The organism is Streptomyces sp. NBC_01217 (genome assembly GCF_035994185.1).
Lineage (GTDB): Bacteria > Actinomycetota > Actinomycetes > Streptomycetales > Streptomycetaceae > Streptomyces.
Genome location: NZ_CP108538.1, coordinates 6,430,958 through 6,447,350 on the forward strand (window position 1 = coordinate 6,430,958; position 16,393 = coordinate 6,447,350).

Below are 16,393 nucleotides of genomic sequence, written 5' to 3' on the forward strand. Positions count from 1 at the left end.
CGCGCTGGGCGTCAGGCGACGCGCTTGCGGCCCCACAGGAAGACGAAGGCCGTGACGGCGGCGGTCAGGGCGAAGAGGATCGAGGCGCCCAGCCACTGCATGCCGCTCATCTGCGAGATGGGGAGGTAGTCCAACGCCCAGCCCACGATGCCCTTCTGCTGCTGGCAGGCCGCGACGGCCTTCTCCGGCCCGGCGTGCACGCAGGTGCTCCAGCCGAGGGTGTCCCCGGAGCCCGTGACGTACGACATGTCGACTTGGTGAGCGCTGGCAGGCAGGTTCGGGGGGCCGACGTCGACACCCGTGTCGGTGGTGATCCTGGAGACGTGGCCGAGATCGAGCCGGGAAGCGGACCAGACCAGCTGGACTGCGACCGCGAAGAAGAAGGTCACGACCATGGCGATCAGCGTGCGGCGCAGGAGCAGGCCGATCGCGACGCCGCCGATGACGGTGAAGAGCGCGAGTGCGACGGGCACGGGCCCGGTGTTGTCGAACGCCTGGCCGGAGGTCCAGTCCAGGACGGCGCCTTGCCGGCTGACCGGGGCCCACCACCGGCCGAAGGCGAAGGACAGGGTGACGGTGCAGACCACGACCACCAGGGCACTGATGCCGATCTTGGCGGCGAGCCAGCGGGCGGGCCGGGCGGCCTGAGTGGTGACGAGCTTGGCCGTGCCGCTCTCCAGGTCGCCGGCGAGCAGCGGGGCGCCGAGGAAGACCCCGAGGAGGACGGGGACGAAGCCGAGCCCGTAACCGGCCTTCAGGAGCTCGGTACTGTACGGGCTGATGCCCTCCATCCACGTGTCGGGACCCGATGCGGGCCAGCCCTTCGCGGCGAGGTGGTCGAGCAGGCCTGCACGCTGGTAGAGCATCCAGGCCACGGCGAGGGCCGCCAGGGCCAGCAGCGTCCAGAAACCGGCACGGTGCTGGCGCCAGACGAGCCAGATCATCCCGCTCAGCCGGGGGCGGCGGGCGCCGCGGTCGGCGGCGGGGGGCGCGGACGGTGCGGAAGAGGTCGCGGTCAGGTTGCTCATGCCGCCGCCCCCCGACCGTGCGTGCCGTACGAAGCGCCCGGTATCTGGGCCACCGGACTGATCAGCGGCGGCACGTGGGGCGAGCGCAGATAGGCGAGCAGGAGTTCCTCCAACTGCGGGCTGTGGGACTGCCACTGGTCACCGACCGGGCCGTCCGGGCGGATCAGGGCGGTCGCCTGCCGCCCGCTGGTGCGGTACTCGATCACGGTGTGGCGAGCCAGCTCGGCCGGAACGCCGGCGCCACCGTCGGCGACGCCCTGCAGCAGCACATGGGCGCTGCGGATCTCGTCCACGTCACCGGCCACCCGCAGGCCGCCGGCGGCGATGACCACCAGGAAGTCGCAGACGCTCTCCAGCTCGCTGAGCATGTGGGAGGACATCAGCACCGTGGTGCCGTGCTCGGCGGCCTCGGCCATCAGGGTGGTCATGAGCTCGCGGCGCACCAGCGGGTCGAGGTCGGACATCGGCTCGTCGAGCAGCAGCAGGTCCGGCCGCTTGCCGAAGGCGAGGGCGAAGGCCACACGGGTGCGCTGACCGCCGGAGAGGGTGCCGACCTTCGCGTCCATCGGCACATTGCCCGCCCGGACGATCTGCTCGGCGGCCCGCTGGTCCCAGCCCGGGTTGAGCTCGCGGCCCAGCCGCAGCGTCTCGGCCACCGTGAACCGGCGGAACAGCGGCTTCTCCTGGGCGAGGAACGCCGTGCGGCGTCCTGCCTCCGCGGTCTGGGGCGCCGCGCCGAACACCGTGAGGGTGCCCTCGGTCGGCTCCAGCAGATTGGCGGCGATCGACATCAGCGTCGTCTTGCCCGCGCCGTTGGGGCCCACGAGCCCGCAGATCCGGCCGGCCGGCAAGCGGAACGAGCAGTCCCGCAGGGCCCAGCCGCGCCGGTACTTCCGACCCACCCCGTGGGCCTCGATCGCCGACTCCTCCTGCGGGCCGCCCCTGTCCATGGGGTCTCTTCCGTACGCGGCGCCCATGACGGCGTCACTCACTGGTGCTCCTTGATTGCCGGGCCTTGTGGTTGCTTGTACGCCGTCGCGCTGACGGCACGCCCCCTCCGGGGCGGGTCGACGGCCCGACGTGCGCGGGCGCCGATCCCCACCGAGGGTGTCCCCTTCGTGACGAGCAGGTTAGGAGGCCCGCTCGCCGCCGCGCCTCGGGAAGAAGGCTGATCTCCGGTGCCCCTCTACCACTTTCGGCCGAGGAAGGCCGGGGCGCTCGGCAGCGGCGGCGAAGCACCGGCACGAACCCGGCTACCCAGCGCCGTGCTTCACGGTCGCGCCATCAGGCCGCCGTCGCCGATATGTCCGCGCCGGGCGGACGGCCGGTCGTGGCAGCAGGCCGGGAGACCGCCGGATCCGGGTTCATCAGATCGTCACCCGAGCCGAGGACAGCGACCTCGAGGGCCGTCTGCGCGTAAACCCGCGCCGAGTGCAGCAGCCGGTGCAGCAATGGGGACATCGCAAGCCTCCTGTGACGGTGGAAGGTGAGCCCACCGTGCCCCGTGTCCGCAGACCGCCGCGGCGGCCCGAATCAGGACGCCCGCGAGCCTGTTCCACGAGGGGGAGCTCTTGACCGCCACGCTACGACGGCCCCGTGGCCGGACGCTTCGGGCAGAAGTCCGACCCGTGGTGCGGCCGCTCCGCCTTTCGGCCGAGCGCCGATCCACCGGTATCGGCGGTGGGGCTTGATCAAGTTCCGTAGGTGTCCGTGTCAGTGGTGATGCCCAGGATCGGGAGTGCTCGTTGGGGTTCGTCGCGGATGGCCCGGGTGGTCTTGGCGATGTTGTCGGCTCCGAGGAGCTTCAGCACGCCGATGGCGAGGTTGCGGAAGGTCGCCATGGCCCGGGGCGCGGTCCCGGTGTGGACGGTGGAGGCGTCCTCGGCGAAGGTGACGTCCCTGATGTGGTGCGAGGAGTTCTTCACTCCCCAGTGCCCGCGAATCGCGGCGGCCAGATCGGCCGGGCCGGCCTGGTTGGCGTCCAGGCTGGTCACGGCGTAGACGCTCTCACGACTCTCGCGCTGGCCGGTGGGCGTGCGACGGCGGTGGACGCGGATGGCCAGGCGGGCGTGGGGGAAGGCGATCCCGCCGGCCTCGTCGGCGATCGCGCAGGTCTTGATCGACCGGGACTCCCGCCGTCCGTGCCCGGTCCCGGAGGCGGTGTGCTGGACGGCGATGTCCCGCCAGGGCAGGGCCGCCAGCTGGCGGTGGGCGATCGGCGGATGTCACCAGGAGTGACAGGTCACCGGAATGAGCAGCTTATGTACGGGAATTGTGCCCCTCCTGCACTTCTCTGCCGCTTCTTCGTGGATGTCGGCGACAATATTGGCCTCCTCGATCGCCCGTTCGATTACTGGTCTGCACCTTCGGCCTGGCCGACGCGACCCCCGCACCCCTAGGCGTCCGACACCTTTCGGGGTCCTCGGCGAGCGGTTCGTCTGGGGTGGCTTTCGGCCAAACTGCTCAACGACGTTGTTGCGGAGGGTGGTTCGCGGACCGGCGAGCACAGAGTGACCGGTGGTGCGCATGTGGCGTTGATCACAGCCCGAGGTGTGGACACCCAGCTGTCGCGAATCCAGTGATCCCATCAGGGGTGTGAATACTGGGCGCGTGTGGAAGTGGTCGCTGACGGCAGTGATCGTGAATCTGCTGCTGGGGGTTCCCGGCGTCGTTCCGGCCTTCCTGCTGTGGTACTTCGCCTCGAACTGGCCGCTCGCGGCCATGGGCTGGACCCAGCGGGATCCGACGGAGAACGACGGCATGCTGCCCTGGGTGGTGCTCGCGACGCCTGTGCTGGCGCTGTTCGCTCTGCTGTGGTGGCTCGCCAACCGCCCCGTGCGGCGCAGGGTCGCGCTCGGCTCCCTGCTGTACTGGCCCGTGAGCGCGCTGTTGACCCTTGCGCCGTTCACGCTCATGGCCGCTCTGTGAAAAGGCTCCCGGCTCCGCAACCGCGGGCCGGACGCGAAGGTGCGCCCGCCGCGTCGTCGCGGCGAGCGCACCTCTGGTTACGGGCTCGGGTCCGGCCTCAGGCCCCCACGCTCACCGTGAAGCGTCGCGGGTTGCCGTCGTTAGCGGCGCCGGAGACGTCCGGCTGGCCGTCGGGGCGTACGTCGTCGTACGGGAAGGCGTAGCCGATCGGGGTGTTCGCGTGGACCACACGTGACCAGTGGTTGGTCACCGCGCCCCGGTAGTAGTCCGCGGCCGAGGTGCCGTTCGGCTGGTCGGGGTGGGTGAGCATCAGGGAGCGGTTGAAACCGGCCGCGAGCCGGGCCAGGAGGGCCTTCTTGTCGTCGGAGTCGCCCGGGTTGTTCGTGAACGGCCCGTGGTTGCAGGTGAAGATGTCCTTGGAGGTCGGCTTGATGAAGGTGTGGCCGCCGTCGAAGGTCAGGATGTCCCCGCTGACCCGGCCGGTGCGGATGCCGCGGCCGCCCTGGAGGTCGATCCGGAGATCGGTGGAGCGGTACTTCTCCCAGACCTGGTCGATGTAGGACGTGAAGACGTCGCGCAGCGGCATCTGGTCCGGCCGGTCGAAGAACGGCGCCATCAGGTTCTGCGGCGAGATCACCCGCAGTACGTTGCCGTCCCCGCCGCGGATCACCAGCTTGTCCCACGGCTGCCCGTCGGCGATGGCCTGGGCGGTGAGGCCGTCGGCGATCCGCTGCACGGCGCCGTCCGGGAGCGGCGCCACGGTGTGCGTGGTGTCGCCCTCCAGGGTCAGGCCGATCGGCAGCGCGGTGACCAGGTCGACGTAGCTGATGTTGGCGTACAACTGCTGAGGGTTGAAGGTGAACTCGCAGAACGACCAGGTGCGTCCGTAGTTGGCGTCCGTGGACGTCGCGAACGCCGGCTCGACCAGGGCGGGGCCGGGGTTGAGATAGAAGGTCAGGGTGTCGTCGCGTACGAAGTAGACGCGAGCGCCGTACATCTGAGGAAGCGTCAGCACGACGGGCGCGCCACCTGCCCCGTTCAGTGGGATGGCGCAGTCGACCGGCAGCGGTGTCTGCGGCGCGGCGGGGGAGTCGGGGCGGTAGACGCCACCGTCGGCCCGCAGCAGCACCCAGCGGTCGGTGCCCTGCTCATGGCCGGTGACATAGGCGTTGACCCTGCCGGGCAACGAGCGGTTCACCAGGGCGAGTTCACAGGTTGCGGGGGCAGCGGCGGCGCTCGGGCTCAGGGCGCTGCCCCAGAGGGGGTAGGTGAGCGCGGTCGCGGAGGCGGCGGCGCTGCCCGTCAGGAACAGTCTGCGTGAAATCACGAGAGGACTCCCGGGGTGTGTGGGGGGCGCGGACGGGACGATCGTGCGGGGGAGTGGGGCGTGGGCGTCCGCGGTGCGCACCACTCTCGTGACGGTCGCGGCAGGCGTCAAGACTTGTGGCTGAGAGCGCTCTCAGAAGCTGGAAGTCTTCACAACTCGGAGTAGGGAAAGGCTGGTTGTCGTCAACGAGCCGCAGAGATGCCATGGTCGCCGAAGCGATGCCGGGCGTGCTCCGAACGCATCCTGCGCCGCCCGTGAGCCGCTCAAGCCTTGCGGCGCTCGCGAGGCGGCTCCGGGGGCCAGGGAAATCAGTGCATTCGGGGTGAAGTCCGGTACGGGCGGCGGCGGGTCATGTGCGTTCAACCTGCGTGACGTGCACGGATGCGATGTCTTCGACGCTGCCGTTCTCGATCTCCGAGTCCAGCAGTGCCGAGTCGTTCGTCTCCGTTTTTCCGGGGCCCAGCCTGTCGACCGTCACTCCGGTCTTTCCGAGGACATCGTCGTCCTTGTCCAGAAACTCGAACTGCACGAAATAGTTCGCCGCACCGCTTCCGCCGTTCGTGATCGTGTAGTGCACGACGTACGCGTGTCGACCCCAGTCCTTATGGTCCTCAAACCCTGACTTCACGATTCTGACGTCCCTCGACGGGTCCAGCGCCGAGGCCTCCTCGCTCCAGGTGAACCTCGGCGTCGGCGTCGCGCCGCCCCTCTCGGAGTCGCTGGAGTCCCCCGCGCCCGAACACCCCGTGAGTAGCCCTGTTGCGGCCGCGACCGCAGCCACGGACAGCCAAAACTTGCGCATAACGTACATACTCCCTGTAGTCGGAAGTCAGACCCTAACTGAGGGTCAGCCGAGATGCGGCGGAGGTGACGGCCGTGCCGAGCCCGCCTTCCAGGACCGGCTGTGGCGGCCGAGCCCGGAACCGTTCGGGGACCTCTCGCCCAGATCCGCGTCATCCGCTGCGTCACGCCTGCCAGCCGTATCTCGGCTGACTCCCGAGGAGGCCCGGGCCGTGTTCATCAGGGACTGAACACGGCATCCGCCGCCACGATCCGCGCGGAGGTCCGGCCCGGCAGCGGACCGGTCCAGCACCTCCGCGCGTTCGTGGCGGCGCAAGGAGCGCCGGATCAGCTCACACCGACCGCCGTGTCGTCGATGACGAACGACGTCTGGAGCTTGGATCCCTCGGTTCCGGTGAACTTCACGGTGACCGTCTGCCCGGCGTATCCGCCGAGGTTGAAGCTGCGCAGGGCGTATCCGGAGGCCGCGTTCAGGTTCGAGTAGGTGGCGAGGGTGCCGAGGACCGTCCCGGAGCTGTTGAGGACCTGGACCTTGAGGGTGTCGTACGCGGTGGTGCCGGTCTCCGCGGTGTCGACGTGCAGATAGAAACTCAGGGTCGCGGAGCAGCCGGACGGGATGGTGACGGACTGGGCGAGCGTGTCGGTGTTGGCGCTGCCGTATCCGTTGAGCCACGCGTAGTACGAGCCGGTGCGGGGGGACTCGCCGGAGGCGTTGGTGATGACTCCGCTGGTGGCGCTCCAGGAGGTGGCACCGGACTCGAAGCCGTTGTTGCTGAGCAGTTGGGCGGCGGTGCAGGGGTCCGTGCCACCGCCACCGCCGTCGCCGGTCGCGCCAGAGAGCCATTCGGTGGCGTTGAGGGCGAGAGCCGCGTTGGTGGCGCTGGAGTCGTTCCAGCCGTCGTAGAGGTTGTTGCCCGACTGGCCGGTGCCGTCGTCGATGGGTGAGCTGTCGCCCCAGAAGGCGACGCGGCCGCTGCCGAAGGTGCTGGTGGCGAAGAAGGCGCCGGTGTTGCCGGAGTAGCCGGTGCGGTAGAGCAGTCCCTTGACGGTGGAGTTGTCGGCAGGCTTGAGCGTCGCGGTGGTGCCGCTGGCGATGAGGCTCTTGGTGACGGTGCCGAAGGAGCCGTGCAGGACAGGGTTGGTGCTGTCGCTGATGGCTGTCGGATGGTCGGAGCCGACGCTCAGCGTGTCGACCGAGAAGCCGAACGGATCGGTGGAGTCGACGCTGTTGTTCGACATCAGGTCGTTGAAGATCTCGACCGCGTCCTGGCCGTCGTTGTTGCGGTCCGCGCCGGTGTGGTCGGAGACCATGAACAGGCCGCCGCCGTTCTTGACGAAGTTCATGATGGCCGTCTTCTCGGCCGTGGTGAACAGCGTGTTGGGCTCGGGGAGGACCAGGGTGTCGAAGTTCGTCAGATCGGTCGCCGTCGAGCCGCCGTAGGCGAGACCGGAGCCCGAGGGCAGTGTCTTGAGGCTGTAGTCGCCGGTCCGCTGGAGGGCGACTCCCCATGCGGACAGCGCGCCGGTCCAGTCCGTCTCGGCGGACGGGGTGGAATCCTGGCCCAGCGGGTCGGGCTGGCTGGTGGAGATGATCCAGTCCGCGTTCCCGGCCGTCTCGGCATGAGCGTTGTCGAACAGGACGCGGTGCGGAGTGGCTGCGACAGCGGCCGACGCGGCGGGGACGGTGGCCGGCGCGGCGTCTGCCCCGGCGGCGGCTCCCGCGGCCAGCAGTCCGAAGGCGGCGAGTGCGGCGGTGAACCCGCCCGCATTTCTGTGTCCGAGCATCCTGCATACCTCCGGGGGAGTGGGGAGAGAGGCGGTGCGGCTGCCAATTCTGCGCGCGTAGAACGGTGGTGAGCTTTCTCCGGCGCAACGATCGATTGAACAGTACATGACACACCTGTTGCCGAACAGGATCCAAGAACGTGCTGCGTACGGTCGCAGCGGGCAGAAGCGGAACAGCGGGAAGGCCCCGTGCGGACCGCGTCGGTCCTCAGACCGTCGCGTCGAGGAAGGCGGTCCAGGCGGCGGGAGGCACGGTGAGGACGGGGCCGTCGGTGGCCTTGGAGTCGCGGATGTGCACGGCGGCGGGGTGTGCGGACACCTCGACGCAGTCGCCGCCCTGGTCGCTGCTGTAGCTGGACTTGCGCCAGTCGTAGGCGACTTCGAGGCAGTCGCCGCCCTGGCTGCTGCTGTAGCTGGACTTGAACCAGTCGAGGGAGGCGGAGCGGGGAGCCGGGTGTGCTGCGCGGGTCATGTCTCTCCAAGCAGGTCGTCCAGTAGGCGCGCGCTCTTCTCGACGGAAAGCGCCTGCGAACGCAGCATCCCATATTTCTGTTGGAGCACGCTGACGTCATCTGGATCTTCATGCAAGTAGCTGGTCAACTGCCCCTCTACATAGGCAAAGTGGTCGTGATCGGGGGTCTCCAGCAGCACCATGGGCCCCGCGAGCCCGGCGTGCTTCGGCAGTTCCATTGGCATGATCTGGAGTCCCAGGAAGGGGAGTTCCATGCATCGGCGCAGATATCGGATCTGCTCCCGCAGCATGGCGGCATCCCCGATGCCGCTGCGCAGAATGCTCTCCTCCAGCACGAAGTGGAGCATCGGGCGCGGCTTGCGTTCGAGGAGCTTCTGCCGATCGAGTCGGCCTGCCACCCACTCCTCCTGCTCGTCCTCTTCGAGGGGCGGATAGAGGCAGGAGAAGAGGAATCGGGCGTATTCCTCGGTCTGGAGCAGCCCCGGCACCACCTGGCTCTGGTACGAGAGCAGCGTCACAGCCTCCTGCTCGTAGTCCACAAAGTCCTGCACGAACGCAGGGAACCGCTCCTTCTTCGGCACCTTCGGCACCTTCGACACTGCGACCTGTAACACCCCCTTCGTGTCGAGCAGTTCGTCGAGCTGAGCCGCGAAGTCCACCTGCAGCGGCCTGCGTCCCTGTTCGATCGACGCGATCGTGTCCTCGCCCACGCAGCACTGATCGGCCAGCGCCGCCTGCGTCATCCGGGCCGCCTTGCGGAACGTCGCCAACTGGGCGCCGATCAGGTGCCATGACGTGATCCGCTTGTTCCTCTTCGCCGAGTGCATGAAATGCCTCTCCCCGTCGTAACCCCCGGATGACCCGTCAGAAGCCGTACAACTGCGTTGTACGACCCGACGCGCTGATCAACGGTAGTGACGTTGTGTGACCTTGACTGTGTGAACGAGCCAATTCAACTCCCCCATTTCCGCGAGGCGTTCCACCGCAGGGAACGCCGGTCCGTCCCGCTCGTACGGCAGTTCGTGCGTGAGGCACTCGTCGACTGGGCGTGCGACGCCCGTGCCGACGACGTGCTGCTCTGCGTGAGCGAACTCGCCACCAACGCCCTGCGGCACGGCGTCCCGCCCGGTCGCGGCTTCCGTATCCACCTCTACCTGGACCCGGCCGACGGCGTCCTGCGGGTCGAGGTCCACGACAGTGGCGACGGGCAGGTGCGCGCCGCCGATGCGGGCGCGGCGCCCGACGCGGAGGGCGGGCGCGGGCTGCTGCTGGTGGCGGCGCTCGCCGACAAGTGGGGGTGGGGGAGCGGAACCCCGGCAAGGTGGTGTGGTGCGAATTCGCGGTGCGCGGGCCGGCCCCGTCCTCGGAGCCGGACGATCCCCGCGTGGACGGACAGCCCCCACTTGGACTTACGCAACACGGTTGTTGGACTGGAGCGTCCCCAGGAGCCGTACGTCGTTGACGGTGTCCGGACAGGGGGACTACGCAGGGCACATGTCGCGAAGATTCACTTCGGCGGGCGCTGTCGCCGCCGCCTCAGCCGCCGTCCTGGCGCTGGTGGGGACCGCGCTCCCCGCCACAGCCGCCGCCCCCTCACCCGCTGCGGTCGAGTCGGCCGTACCCGCGGACGCCTCCGTCATCCGGTCCGCGCAGCTCTCGGTCGCCGTCGCCGACGACTTCCCGCGCGTTCTGGCGTACACCGACAGGGCCAGTGGCGATCAGCTGCTCGGCAGTACGCGGCCGGTCACCACCGTCACCCTGAACGGCACCGCGCACGCCGTGCAGCTCAAGGGCGCCCCCGAGGTCACCGCCTCGGCCGCCCGCTACACGCTGACCTTCGCCGATCTGCCCGGCATCGAGATCGACGCCTCGCTCTCCGTGTCCGGCCGCGCCACCACCTTCAAGGTGACGGCCGTCCGTGACACCGAGGCGTTCCGCGTCGGCACCATCGACATCCCCGGCCACGACCTGGTCTCCGTCGGCTCCGCGGACACCGGCGCAGCCACCGCCTTCACCCGGCTGGACAACGACTCGACGAAGACCGCCGATGTCTTCGCCCAGGTCACCCCGGACACCGCCGCCGACACGGCGCCGGTCGGTGCCTCGTACGCCATTGTGAACACCGGCTCTCTCGCCGCGGCCGTCGAGTCCAACTCCTCGTACGACAAGCCCTCCGGCGCCACCGGCGGCGACGACGCCCGGTTCTGGCACCAGGCCCGCAAGGCCGAGGACGGCAGCGTCCGGGTCGGTGTCTGGTCCGGGCAGTGGACCTATCGCGGCGACGGAGCGCCGAAGCCGGAGAGCGGGGCGGACCTCCCCTGGGCGAAGGTCGTCGTCACCCCCGACGCCAACGGCGACAAAACCGTCGACTGGCAGGACGGCGCCGTCGCCTTCCGCACCATCGGCATCACCGCGCCCGGCAGCGAGGACACCCCGGACCGGGTCATCACCCACATCCCGTTCAACTTCGCCAGCCAGGCCACCCACCCCTTCCTGCGCACCCTGGACGACGTCAAGCGGATCTCGCTGTCGACCGACGGTCTCGGGCAGATGGCGCTCCTCAAGGGATACGCCTCCGAGGGCCACGACTCCGCCCACCCCGACTACGGCGGCGACTACAACAAGCGCGCAGGCGGGCTGAAGGACCTCAACGAACTCCTCAAGGACGGCAAGAAGTGGGGCGCCACCTTTGGCGTCCACGTCAATGCCACCGAGGCGTACCCGGAGGCCAAGGCCTTCGACGAGCAGCTCGTCGACAAGACGAAGCCCGGCTGGAACTGGCTCGGCCAGAGCTACTACATCGACCAGCGCCGCGACATCAACAGCCGCGACCTCGCCGAGCGCTTCCAGCAGCTGCGCGACGAGACGGACCACAACCTCAGCCTGCTGTACATCGACGTGTACTACACGCACGGCTGGATCGCCGACAAGACCCTCCGGTCCGTGCAGAAGCAGGGCTGGAACGTCGCCACCGAATGGGCCGACAAGTTCGAGCGCGGCTCGCTCTGGTCGCACTGGGCCAATGACCTCGACTACGGCGGCGCCACCAACAAGGGCCTCAACTCGAAGATCATCCGGTTCATCCGCAACGACGAGAAGGACGTCTGGAACAACGATCCGGTCCTCGGCCAGACCGCTATCGACGAGTTCGAGGGCTGGACCGGCGAGACCGACTGGAACGCCTTCTACGACAACATCTGGCAGCGCGACCTGCCCGCCAAGTACCTCCAGCAGCAGAAGATCACCCGCTGGGACGGCAATGACATCACCCTCACCGGCGGTCTCCGGGGCACGGTCGAGGACGGCAGGCGGACCTTCTACGACCACGGCCGCAAGGTCCTGAGCGGCACCGACTACCTGCTGCCGTGGGACGGCGGCAAGAAGCTGTATCACTACAGCGAGTCCGGCGGCACGAGCAGCTGGGCGGTGCCGTCCACGAGGACGTACACCGTCTACAAGCTCACCGACAACGGACGGGTCAAGACCGGCACGGTCCGGCCCGTCGACGGGAGGATCACGCTGACGGCCACCGCCGGACAGCCGTACGTCCTCTACCCGGACCACGCGCCGCAGGCCGCCGACCCCGCCTGGGGCGAGGGCACCCCGGTCGACGACCCGGGCTTCAACGACAACGGGCTCGACGCCTGGTCGAAGGCCGGCACCGTCGCCCGTGACACCGACGGCCAGGGCCGCAACAGCGCCCGCCTCTCCGGCGCGGGCACGGCCGCACTCTCGCAGAACATCGACGGCCTCACGCCCGGCAAGCGCTACAGCGCCTCCGCGCTCATCGAGGTCCAGCCCGGAAAGACCCGCCGCACGACGCTCTCGATCGGCGGGAAGTCCGTCGCCGTGGACCGCTCCACCGCCGAGGACCACGTCGCCGCTTCCGACTGGCACGGTACGTACTTCCAGCGCGCCAAGGTGAACTTCACCGCCCCCGCGAGCGGTCGCGCCACCCTCCGTATCGAGGCGGCCAGGGGCAGCACGGCGAGCGTCCGGGCCGACGACGTACGGATCGTCGCCAACGCCCCGGCCACCGAGAAGAACACGGTCGTGTACGAGGACTTCGAGGACGTCGACCAGGGCTGGGGCCCCTTCCTCAAGGGCGACGCGGGCGGCTCCACCGACCCCCGGACCGTCATCTCCCAGCTGCACGCCCCCTACACCCAGGCCGGCTGGAACGGAAAGCTCGTCGACGACGTGGTCGGCGGCAGGGAGTCCCTCAAGGCCCACGAGGAGAACAGCGGACTCGTCTACCGCACCGCCCCCTGGACCGTGCCGATGACCGACGGCCACCGCTACAAGGTGGAGTACGACTACCAGTCCAGCCACGCCGGAGCCTACGAGTGGGTCGACGGCTACGACCGGATCACCGCCGAGGGCGAGCCCGACCCGGTCGAGACCCGGACCACCCCCGTCGGACAGCAACGCACCACCGGCCACTTCACCGAGACCGTCACCGCGGGCTGCGGCGACACCTGGACCGGGCTGCGCAAGCGCGGCGACGCACCCGACGGCGCCGACTTCGTCCTCGACGCGTTCACCGTGACCGACCTCGGCCCGGCCCCCGCCTCCGAGCAGGCCGCCTGCGGCACGCTCGGCATCGACCCGGCCGCCGAGACCCTGGAACCGGGCACGGCCAACATGGTCAGGGCTTCGTTCACCAACTACGAGGCCACCGCGGCGACCGGTGTCGCGCTGAGCCTGACCGTCCCCGAGGGCTGGCAGGCGGAGCCCGTCGGCGCCATCGTCTTCGACTCGGTCGCGGCAGGCGCCGAGGTCACCGGCAGCTGGCAGGTCACCCCACCGGTCGACGCCAAGTACCAGACGTACAGCCTGAGTTCGGAGGCGACGTACACGGTGGGCGGCGCACGGCGCACGCTCGGCGCGCAGACCTCGGTGCGGACCCTGCCCCCGCCGCCCACCACGGACAGCTGGGCCAGTGACCTCGACTGGACGGCCTTCGAGAACGGCTGGGGACCGGTGGAGCGGGACCTCTCCAACGGCGAGCAGGGCAGCGGCGACGGCACCCCGCTGAAGATCGGCGGCACCGCCTACACCAAGGGCCTCGGCAGCCATGCCCCGGCGAAGATCCGCTACTACCTGGGCGGCAGGTGCACCTCCTTCACCGCCGAGGTGGGTGTGGACGACGTACAGGCCTCGCGCGGCAGCGTGCAGTTCAGTGTCACGGCCGACGGCACCGAGAAGGTGAAGTCCCCGGTGCTGAAGGCGGCCGACAGCGCATGGTCGCTCACGGCGGACGTCACCGGCGCCAAGTACGTCGAACTGGTCGTCGGCGACGGCGGCGACGGCAATGGCAACGACCACGCGGACTGGGGTGACGCGCGCTTCCACTGCGGTAGTTGAGAGTGTTCGATGCGGGACGGGCGCGCCCGGTGGGCGCCCGTCCCGCACCTTGCATGAGATGGCCTTCCCCCCCGACGAATCCGGAGCCGCACATGCCGAACCCGCCCGTATGGTCACGCCGTACCCTGCTCGCCGTCTCGACCGCCACCGCCCTGGCGCTCTCCCTCCCCGCTTCCGCGACAGCCGCGGACGCCGCCGAGGCCGACGAGTTCGACACCCTCCGCCTGCGCTGGGTCGAGATCGCGCTCGGCACCGGATTCGACGCGGCCGCCGAGCCCTACGCCTCCCGCCTCGCCCAGACCGGCGCGCTCGCCCGCGAGTTCCGGGCCGCGATGAGCCCGGCCGCCGACTCACTGTGGCCCGGCTTCCCGTACAACCCGCCGTCCGGCACACCCAGAGCTACAGCCGCCTGTGGACGATGACCCAGGCCTACGCCCAGCCGGGCACCGGATCGACCGGCGACGCCGCCCTCCTCGCCGACATCGTCCGCGGCTACGACCACCTCGCCGCGACGGCCTACCACGCCTCCGTCACCCCGTACGGCAACTGGTGGGAGTGGCAGATCGGCAGCCCGCGCATCCTCATGGACATCACGTCCGTCCTGTACGAGCAGCTGGGCCCGGCCCATGCCGAGGCCGCCTGCGCCGCCGTCGACCACTTCATCCCCGACGCCGTGCTCCGCGACTACAGCGGCACCTCCACCGGCGCCAACCGTGGATGGGGTCTCCCCTGCTCGAACGGAGTTGAGAGCTTGGGGAACTGTGCCGCTCCGTCGCGATGCGCGGCGTCCTCGGCCGGGCGCCCGCGAAGATCGCACTGGCCAGGGACGCGCTGTCCCCCGTCTTCCCGTACGTCACCGAGGGGGACGGCCTCTACGCGGACGGGTCGTTCATCCAGCACACCACCGTCGCCTACTCCGGTACGTACGGCCAGGTCATGCTCGACGGCCTCGGCCGCCTCTTCGCACTGCTCGCCGGATCGACCTGGGCCGTCACCGACCCGAACCGGCAGATCATCCTGGACAGCGTCGAGCGCACGTATGCGCCGCTGGTCTACAACGGCCTGATCATGGACAGCGTCAACGGCCGTGCCATCAGCCGCGGTTACCTGAAGAACGACGATCTCCAGGTGATGCGCGGCGACCACTTCCACGGGCAGGGCGTCATCGCCGGGATCGCCCTCCTCGCCGCGGGCGCCTCGGCGGCCGAGCGCGACCGGTGGCACGGCATGATCAAGGGCTGGATCGCCCGTGACCGCACCAGCCCGATCCTGACCGCCCGCCAGTTCGGCATCGCGGACCTGGCCCGGCTGCACGCGGCCCGGGACGCCGCCGTACCGGCCGCGCCCGAGCGGGTCGGCCACCACCTCTTCGCCGAGATGGCCCGCGCCGTGCACCGGCGGCCGGACTGGGCCGCCGGCATCTCCATGGCCTCGGAGCGGATCTCGCACTACGAATGCGGCAACGGCGAGAACCCGCGCGGCTGGCACACCGGGGCCGGAATGCTCTACTGGTGGCCGGGCGAGAAGGAGAACGACCAGTACACCGACTGGTTCTGGCCGACCGTCGACCCCTACCGTCTGCCCGGCACGACCGTGTCCACCCGGCGGCTCGCCGACCGGGCGGGCGGCGAATGGGGCGCGCCCAAGCCCGCGGTGCAGTGGGTGGGCGGCGCCACGACGGCGAGTACGCCGCGGTGGGCCAGCACCTCAAGGGCCTCGGCTCGACCCTGGAGGCCCGCAAGTCCTGGTTCTGCGTCGCCGATACGGTCATCTGCCTCGGCGCCGGAATCACCAGCACCGACAAGGTCCCCGTCGAGACGGTCATCGACAACCGCATGCTCGGCGAGGACGGCACGGCCCCGCTCACCGTCGAGGACCGCACCGCCCCCCGCTGGGCCCACCTCGCGGGTCACGGCGGCTGGGTCCTCCCCGGCGGCGCCGACCTGCGCACCCTGCGCGAGGACCGCACCGGCGCCTGGTCCGACATCAACACCACCAGCTCCACCGAGCGCCGGACCCGCCGCTACCAGACCCTCTGGCTGGATCACGGCACGGACCCGGCCGACGCCGGTTACGTCTATCTGCTGATGCCCGGCGCCTCCCGCCGCACCGTCGCCGCCCGCGCCGCCGACCGGCACTGGCTGACCGTGCTCGCCAACACCTCCGCCGCGCAGGCGGTCGCCGTCCGCCCGCTGGGGCTGACCGCGGCCAACTTCTGGCAGCCGGGTGCGGCCGGTCCGCTCTCCGTCACGGCCGCGGCGAGCGTGCTCGTACGCGAGGGGCGGCGCTCGGCGACGGGGTGCGTCAGCGGGCCCGACCGGAGCGGTGCGCCGGTGGACGTGGTGTGGGAGCGGCCGGTCCGGGAGGTCGTCTCGGCGGACCCGGGGATCGAGGTACGCGCCACCGGACGACGGCTCGTGCTGAGGGCCGCACCGGGAACGCAGGGACGCACCCTGCGATGTGAGGTCCGCTGAACGACGGGCGGGCGGGCGCGGGGAGGGGCCGGGGTATTCTCGCCGGGCTCCTCCGCCGTGCGCCCGCCCCGAAGCCCCCGACCGGACCACACTCCGAGGCTGACACGTATGTGGGGCAGACCACAGTGACCCTTTGTCGAACCCGCACAAAGACCGACCCGTGACGGCTGGTACTTCGCCTGCATGCCCCCGAGGTTCTGTCAGGCTCCAC

13 protein-coding genes and 3 pseudogenes are annotated in these 16,393 nt (G+C 70.0%); 7 read left to right on the top strand and 9 right to left on the bottom strand.

The features are described from left to right. Positions 1 to 11: 11 nt before the first annotated feature. The 4 genes from OG507_RS28810 to OG507_RS28825 form a co-directional block, all read right to left on the bottom strand. Complete coding sequence (locus OG507_RS28810) at positions 12 to 1,028, bottom strand: ABC transporter (RefSeq protein ID WP_327370055.1); 1,017 nt, start codon at positions 1,026 to 1,028, stop codon at positions 12 to 14. Beyond that, complete coding sequence (locus tag OG507_RS28815) at positions 1,025 to 1,978, bottom strand: ABC transporter ATP-binding protein (protein ID WP_327372141.1); 954 nt, start codon at positions 1,976 to 1,978, stop codon at positions 1,025 to 1,027. Before OG507_RS28815 ends, OG507_RS28810 begins: the two co-directional genes overlap by 4 nt. Positions 1,979 to 2,312: 334 nt before the next feature. After that, entirely contained in the window at positions 2,313 to 2,489 is a 177-nt protein-coding gene (locus OG507_RS28820; protein ID WP_327370056.1) for a hypothetical protein, read from the bottom strand. 230 nt (positions 2,490 to 2,719) lie between these two features. Further along, positions 2,720 to 3,244, bottom strand: coding sequence for an ISAs1 family transposase (locus tag OG507_RS28825; RefSeq protein WP_327372142.1), 525 nt, complete (start codon positions 3,242 to 3,244; stop codon positions 2,720 to 2,722). 379 nt (positions 3,245 to 3,623) lie between these two features. On the opposite strand from OG507_RS28825, the gene OG507_RS28830 reads away from it, so the two are divergent. Then, positions 3,624 to 3,956 carry a hypothetical protein gene (locus OG507_RS28830; RefSeq protein ID WP_327370057.1) on the top strand — a complete coding sequence of 111 codons (333 nt, stop codon included), beginning with the start codon at positions 3,624 to 3,626 and terminating at the stop codon, positions 3,954 to 3,956. 97 nt (positions 3,957 to 4,053) lie between these two features. Here the strand turns inward: OG507_RS28830 and OG507_RS28835 are convergent, their stop codons facing one another. From OG507_RS28835 to OG507_RS28855, 5 genes are all read right to left on the bottom strand, one after another. Next, on the bottom strand, positions 4,054 to 5,283 hold the full coding sequence (locus tag OG507_RS28835) for a glycoside hydrolase family 64 protein (protein WP_327370058.1): 1,230 nt from the start codon (positions 5,281 to 5,283) through the stop codon (positions 4,054 to 4,056). Positions 5,284 to 5,632: 349 nt separating this feature from the next. Continuing rightward, positions 5,633 to 6,085: a hypothetical protein gene (locus tag OG507_RS28840; RefSeq protein ID WP_327370059.1), complete on the bottom strand. Its 453-nt coding sequence runs from the start codon at positions 6,083 to 6,085 to the stop codon at positions 5,633 to 5,635. 326 nt (positions 6,086 to 6,411) lie between these two features. Beyond that, positions 6,412 to 7,869 (bottom strand): hydrolase, encoded by a 1,458-nt coding sequence (locus OG507_RS28845; RefSeq protein ID WP_327370060.1) that lies wholly within the window; start codon positions 7,867 to 7,869, stop codon positions 6,412 to 6,414. A gap of 208 nt (positions 7,870 to 8,077) precedes the next feature. Further along, positions 8,078 to 8,341: a DUF397 domain-containing protein gene (locus OG507_RS28850; RefSeq protein WP_327370061.1), complete on the bottom strand. Its 264-nt coding sequence runs from the start codon at positions 8,339 to 8,341 to the stop codon at positions 8,078 to 8,080. Continuing rightward, complete coding sequence (locus tag OG507_RS28855; protein WP_327370062.1) at positions 8,338 to 9,168, bottom strand: helix-turn-helix domain-containing protein; 831 nt, start codon at positions 9,166 to 9,168, stop codon at positions 8,338 to 8,340. Before OG507_RS28855 ends, OG507_RS28850 begins: the two co-directional genes overlap by 4 nt. Before the next feature lie 111 nt (positions 9,169 to 9,279). Between OG507_RS28855 and OG507_RS28860 the strand changes: the two are divergent. From OG507_RS28860 to OG507_RS40475, 6 genes and pseudogenes are all read left to right on the top strand, one after another. Next, positions 9,280 to 9,803, top strand: a pseudogene (locus OG507_RS28860) (ATP-binding protein). A gap of 32 nt (positions 9,804 to 9,835) precedes the next feature. After that, positions 9,836 to 13,708, top strand: a complete 3,873-nt coding sequence (locus OG507_RS28865; protein ID WP_327370063.1) for an endo-alpha-N-acetylgalactosaminidase family protein — start codon at positions 9,836 to 9,838, stop codon at positions 13,706 to 13,708. Between the two features lie 92 nt (positions 13,709 to 13,800). Further along, positions 13,801 to 14,130: a hypothetical protein gene (locus OG507_RS40460; protein ID WP_442811037.1), complete on the top strand. Its 330-nt coding sequence runs from the start codon at positions 13,801 to 13,803 to the stop codon at positions 14,128 to 14,130. Next, a pseudogene (locus OG507_RS40465) lies at positions 14,127 to 14,363 on the top strand (lyase); the annotation flags it as partial. The gene OG507_RS40460 and the pseudogene OG507_RS40465, both read left to right, overlap by 4 nt. A 122-nt stretch (positions 14,364 to 14,485) precedes the next feature. After that, a pseudogene (locus tag OG507_RS40470) lies at positions 14,486 to 15,750 on the top strand (polysaccharide lyase 8 family protein); the annotation flags it as partial. A gap of 45 nt (positions 15,751 to 15,795) precedes the next feature. Beyond that, positions 15,796 to 16,182: a polysaccharide lyase beta-sandwich domain-containing protein gene (locus OG507_RS40475; RefSeq protein WP_442811118.1), complete on the top strand. Its 387-nt coding sequence runs from the start codon at positions 15,796 to 15,798 to the stop codon at positions 16,180 to 16,182. Positions 16,183 to 16,393: the final 211 nt, after the last annotated feature.

What these genes read in the sequence shown, in the direction of transcription:
- OG507_RS28810 (WP_327370055.1), bottom strand. Translation starts at nt 1,028, where the DNA reads ATGAGCAACCTGACCGCGACCTCTTCCGCACCGTCCGCGCCCCCCGCC.
- OG507_RS28815 (WP_327372141.1), bottom strand. Translation starts at nt 1,978, where the DNA reads ATGGACAGGGGCGGCCCGCAGGAGGAGTCGGCGATCGAGGCCCACGGG.
- OG507_RS28820 (WP_327370056.1), bottom strand. Translation starts at nt 2,489, where the DNA reads ATGTCCCCATTGCTGCACCGGCTGCTGCACTCGGCGCGGGTTTACGCG.
- OG507_RS28840 (WP_327370059.1), bottom strand. Translation starts at nt 6,085, where the DNA reads ATGCGCAAGTTTTGGCTGTCCGTGGCTGCGGTCGCGGCCGCAACAGGG.
- OG507_RS28845 (WP_327370060.1), bottom strand. Translation starts at nt 7,869, where the DNA reads ATGCTCGGACACAGAAATGCGGGCGGGTTCACCGCCGCACTCGCCGCC.
- OG507_RS28850 (WP_327370061.1), bottom strand. Translation starts at nt 8,341, where the DNA reads ATGACCCGCGCAGCACACCCGGCTCCCCGCTCCGCCTCCCTCGACTGG.
- OG507_RS28855 (WP_327370062.1), bottom strand. Translation starts at nt 9,168, where the DNA reads ATGCACTCGGCGAAGAGGAACAAGCGGATCACGTCATGGCACCTGATC.
- OG507_RS28865 (WP_327370063.1), top strand. Translation starts at nt 9,836, where the DNA reads ATGTCGCGAAGATTCACTTCGGCGGGCGCTGTCGCCGCCGCCTCAGCC.
- OG507_RS40460 (WP_442811037.1), top strand. Translation starts at nt 13,801, where the DNA reads ATGCCGAACCCGCCCGTATGGTCACGCCGTACCCTGCTCGCCGTCTCG.
- OG507_RS40475 (WP_442811118.1), top strand. Translation starts at nt 15,796, where the DNA reads ATGCCCGGCGCCTCCCGCCGCACCGTCGCCGCCCGCGCCGCCGACCGG.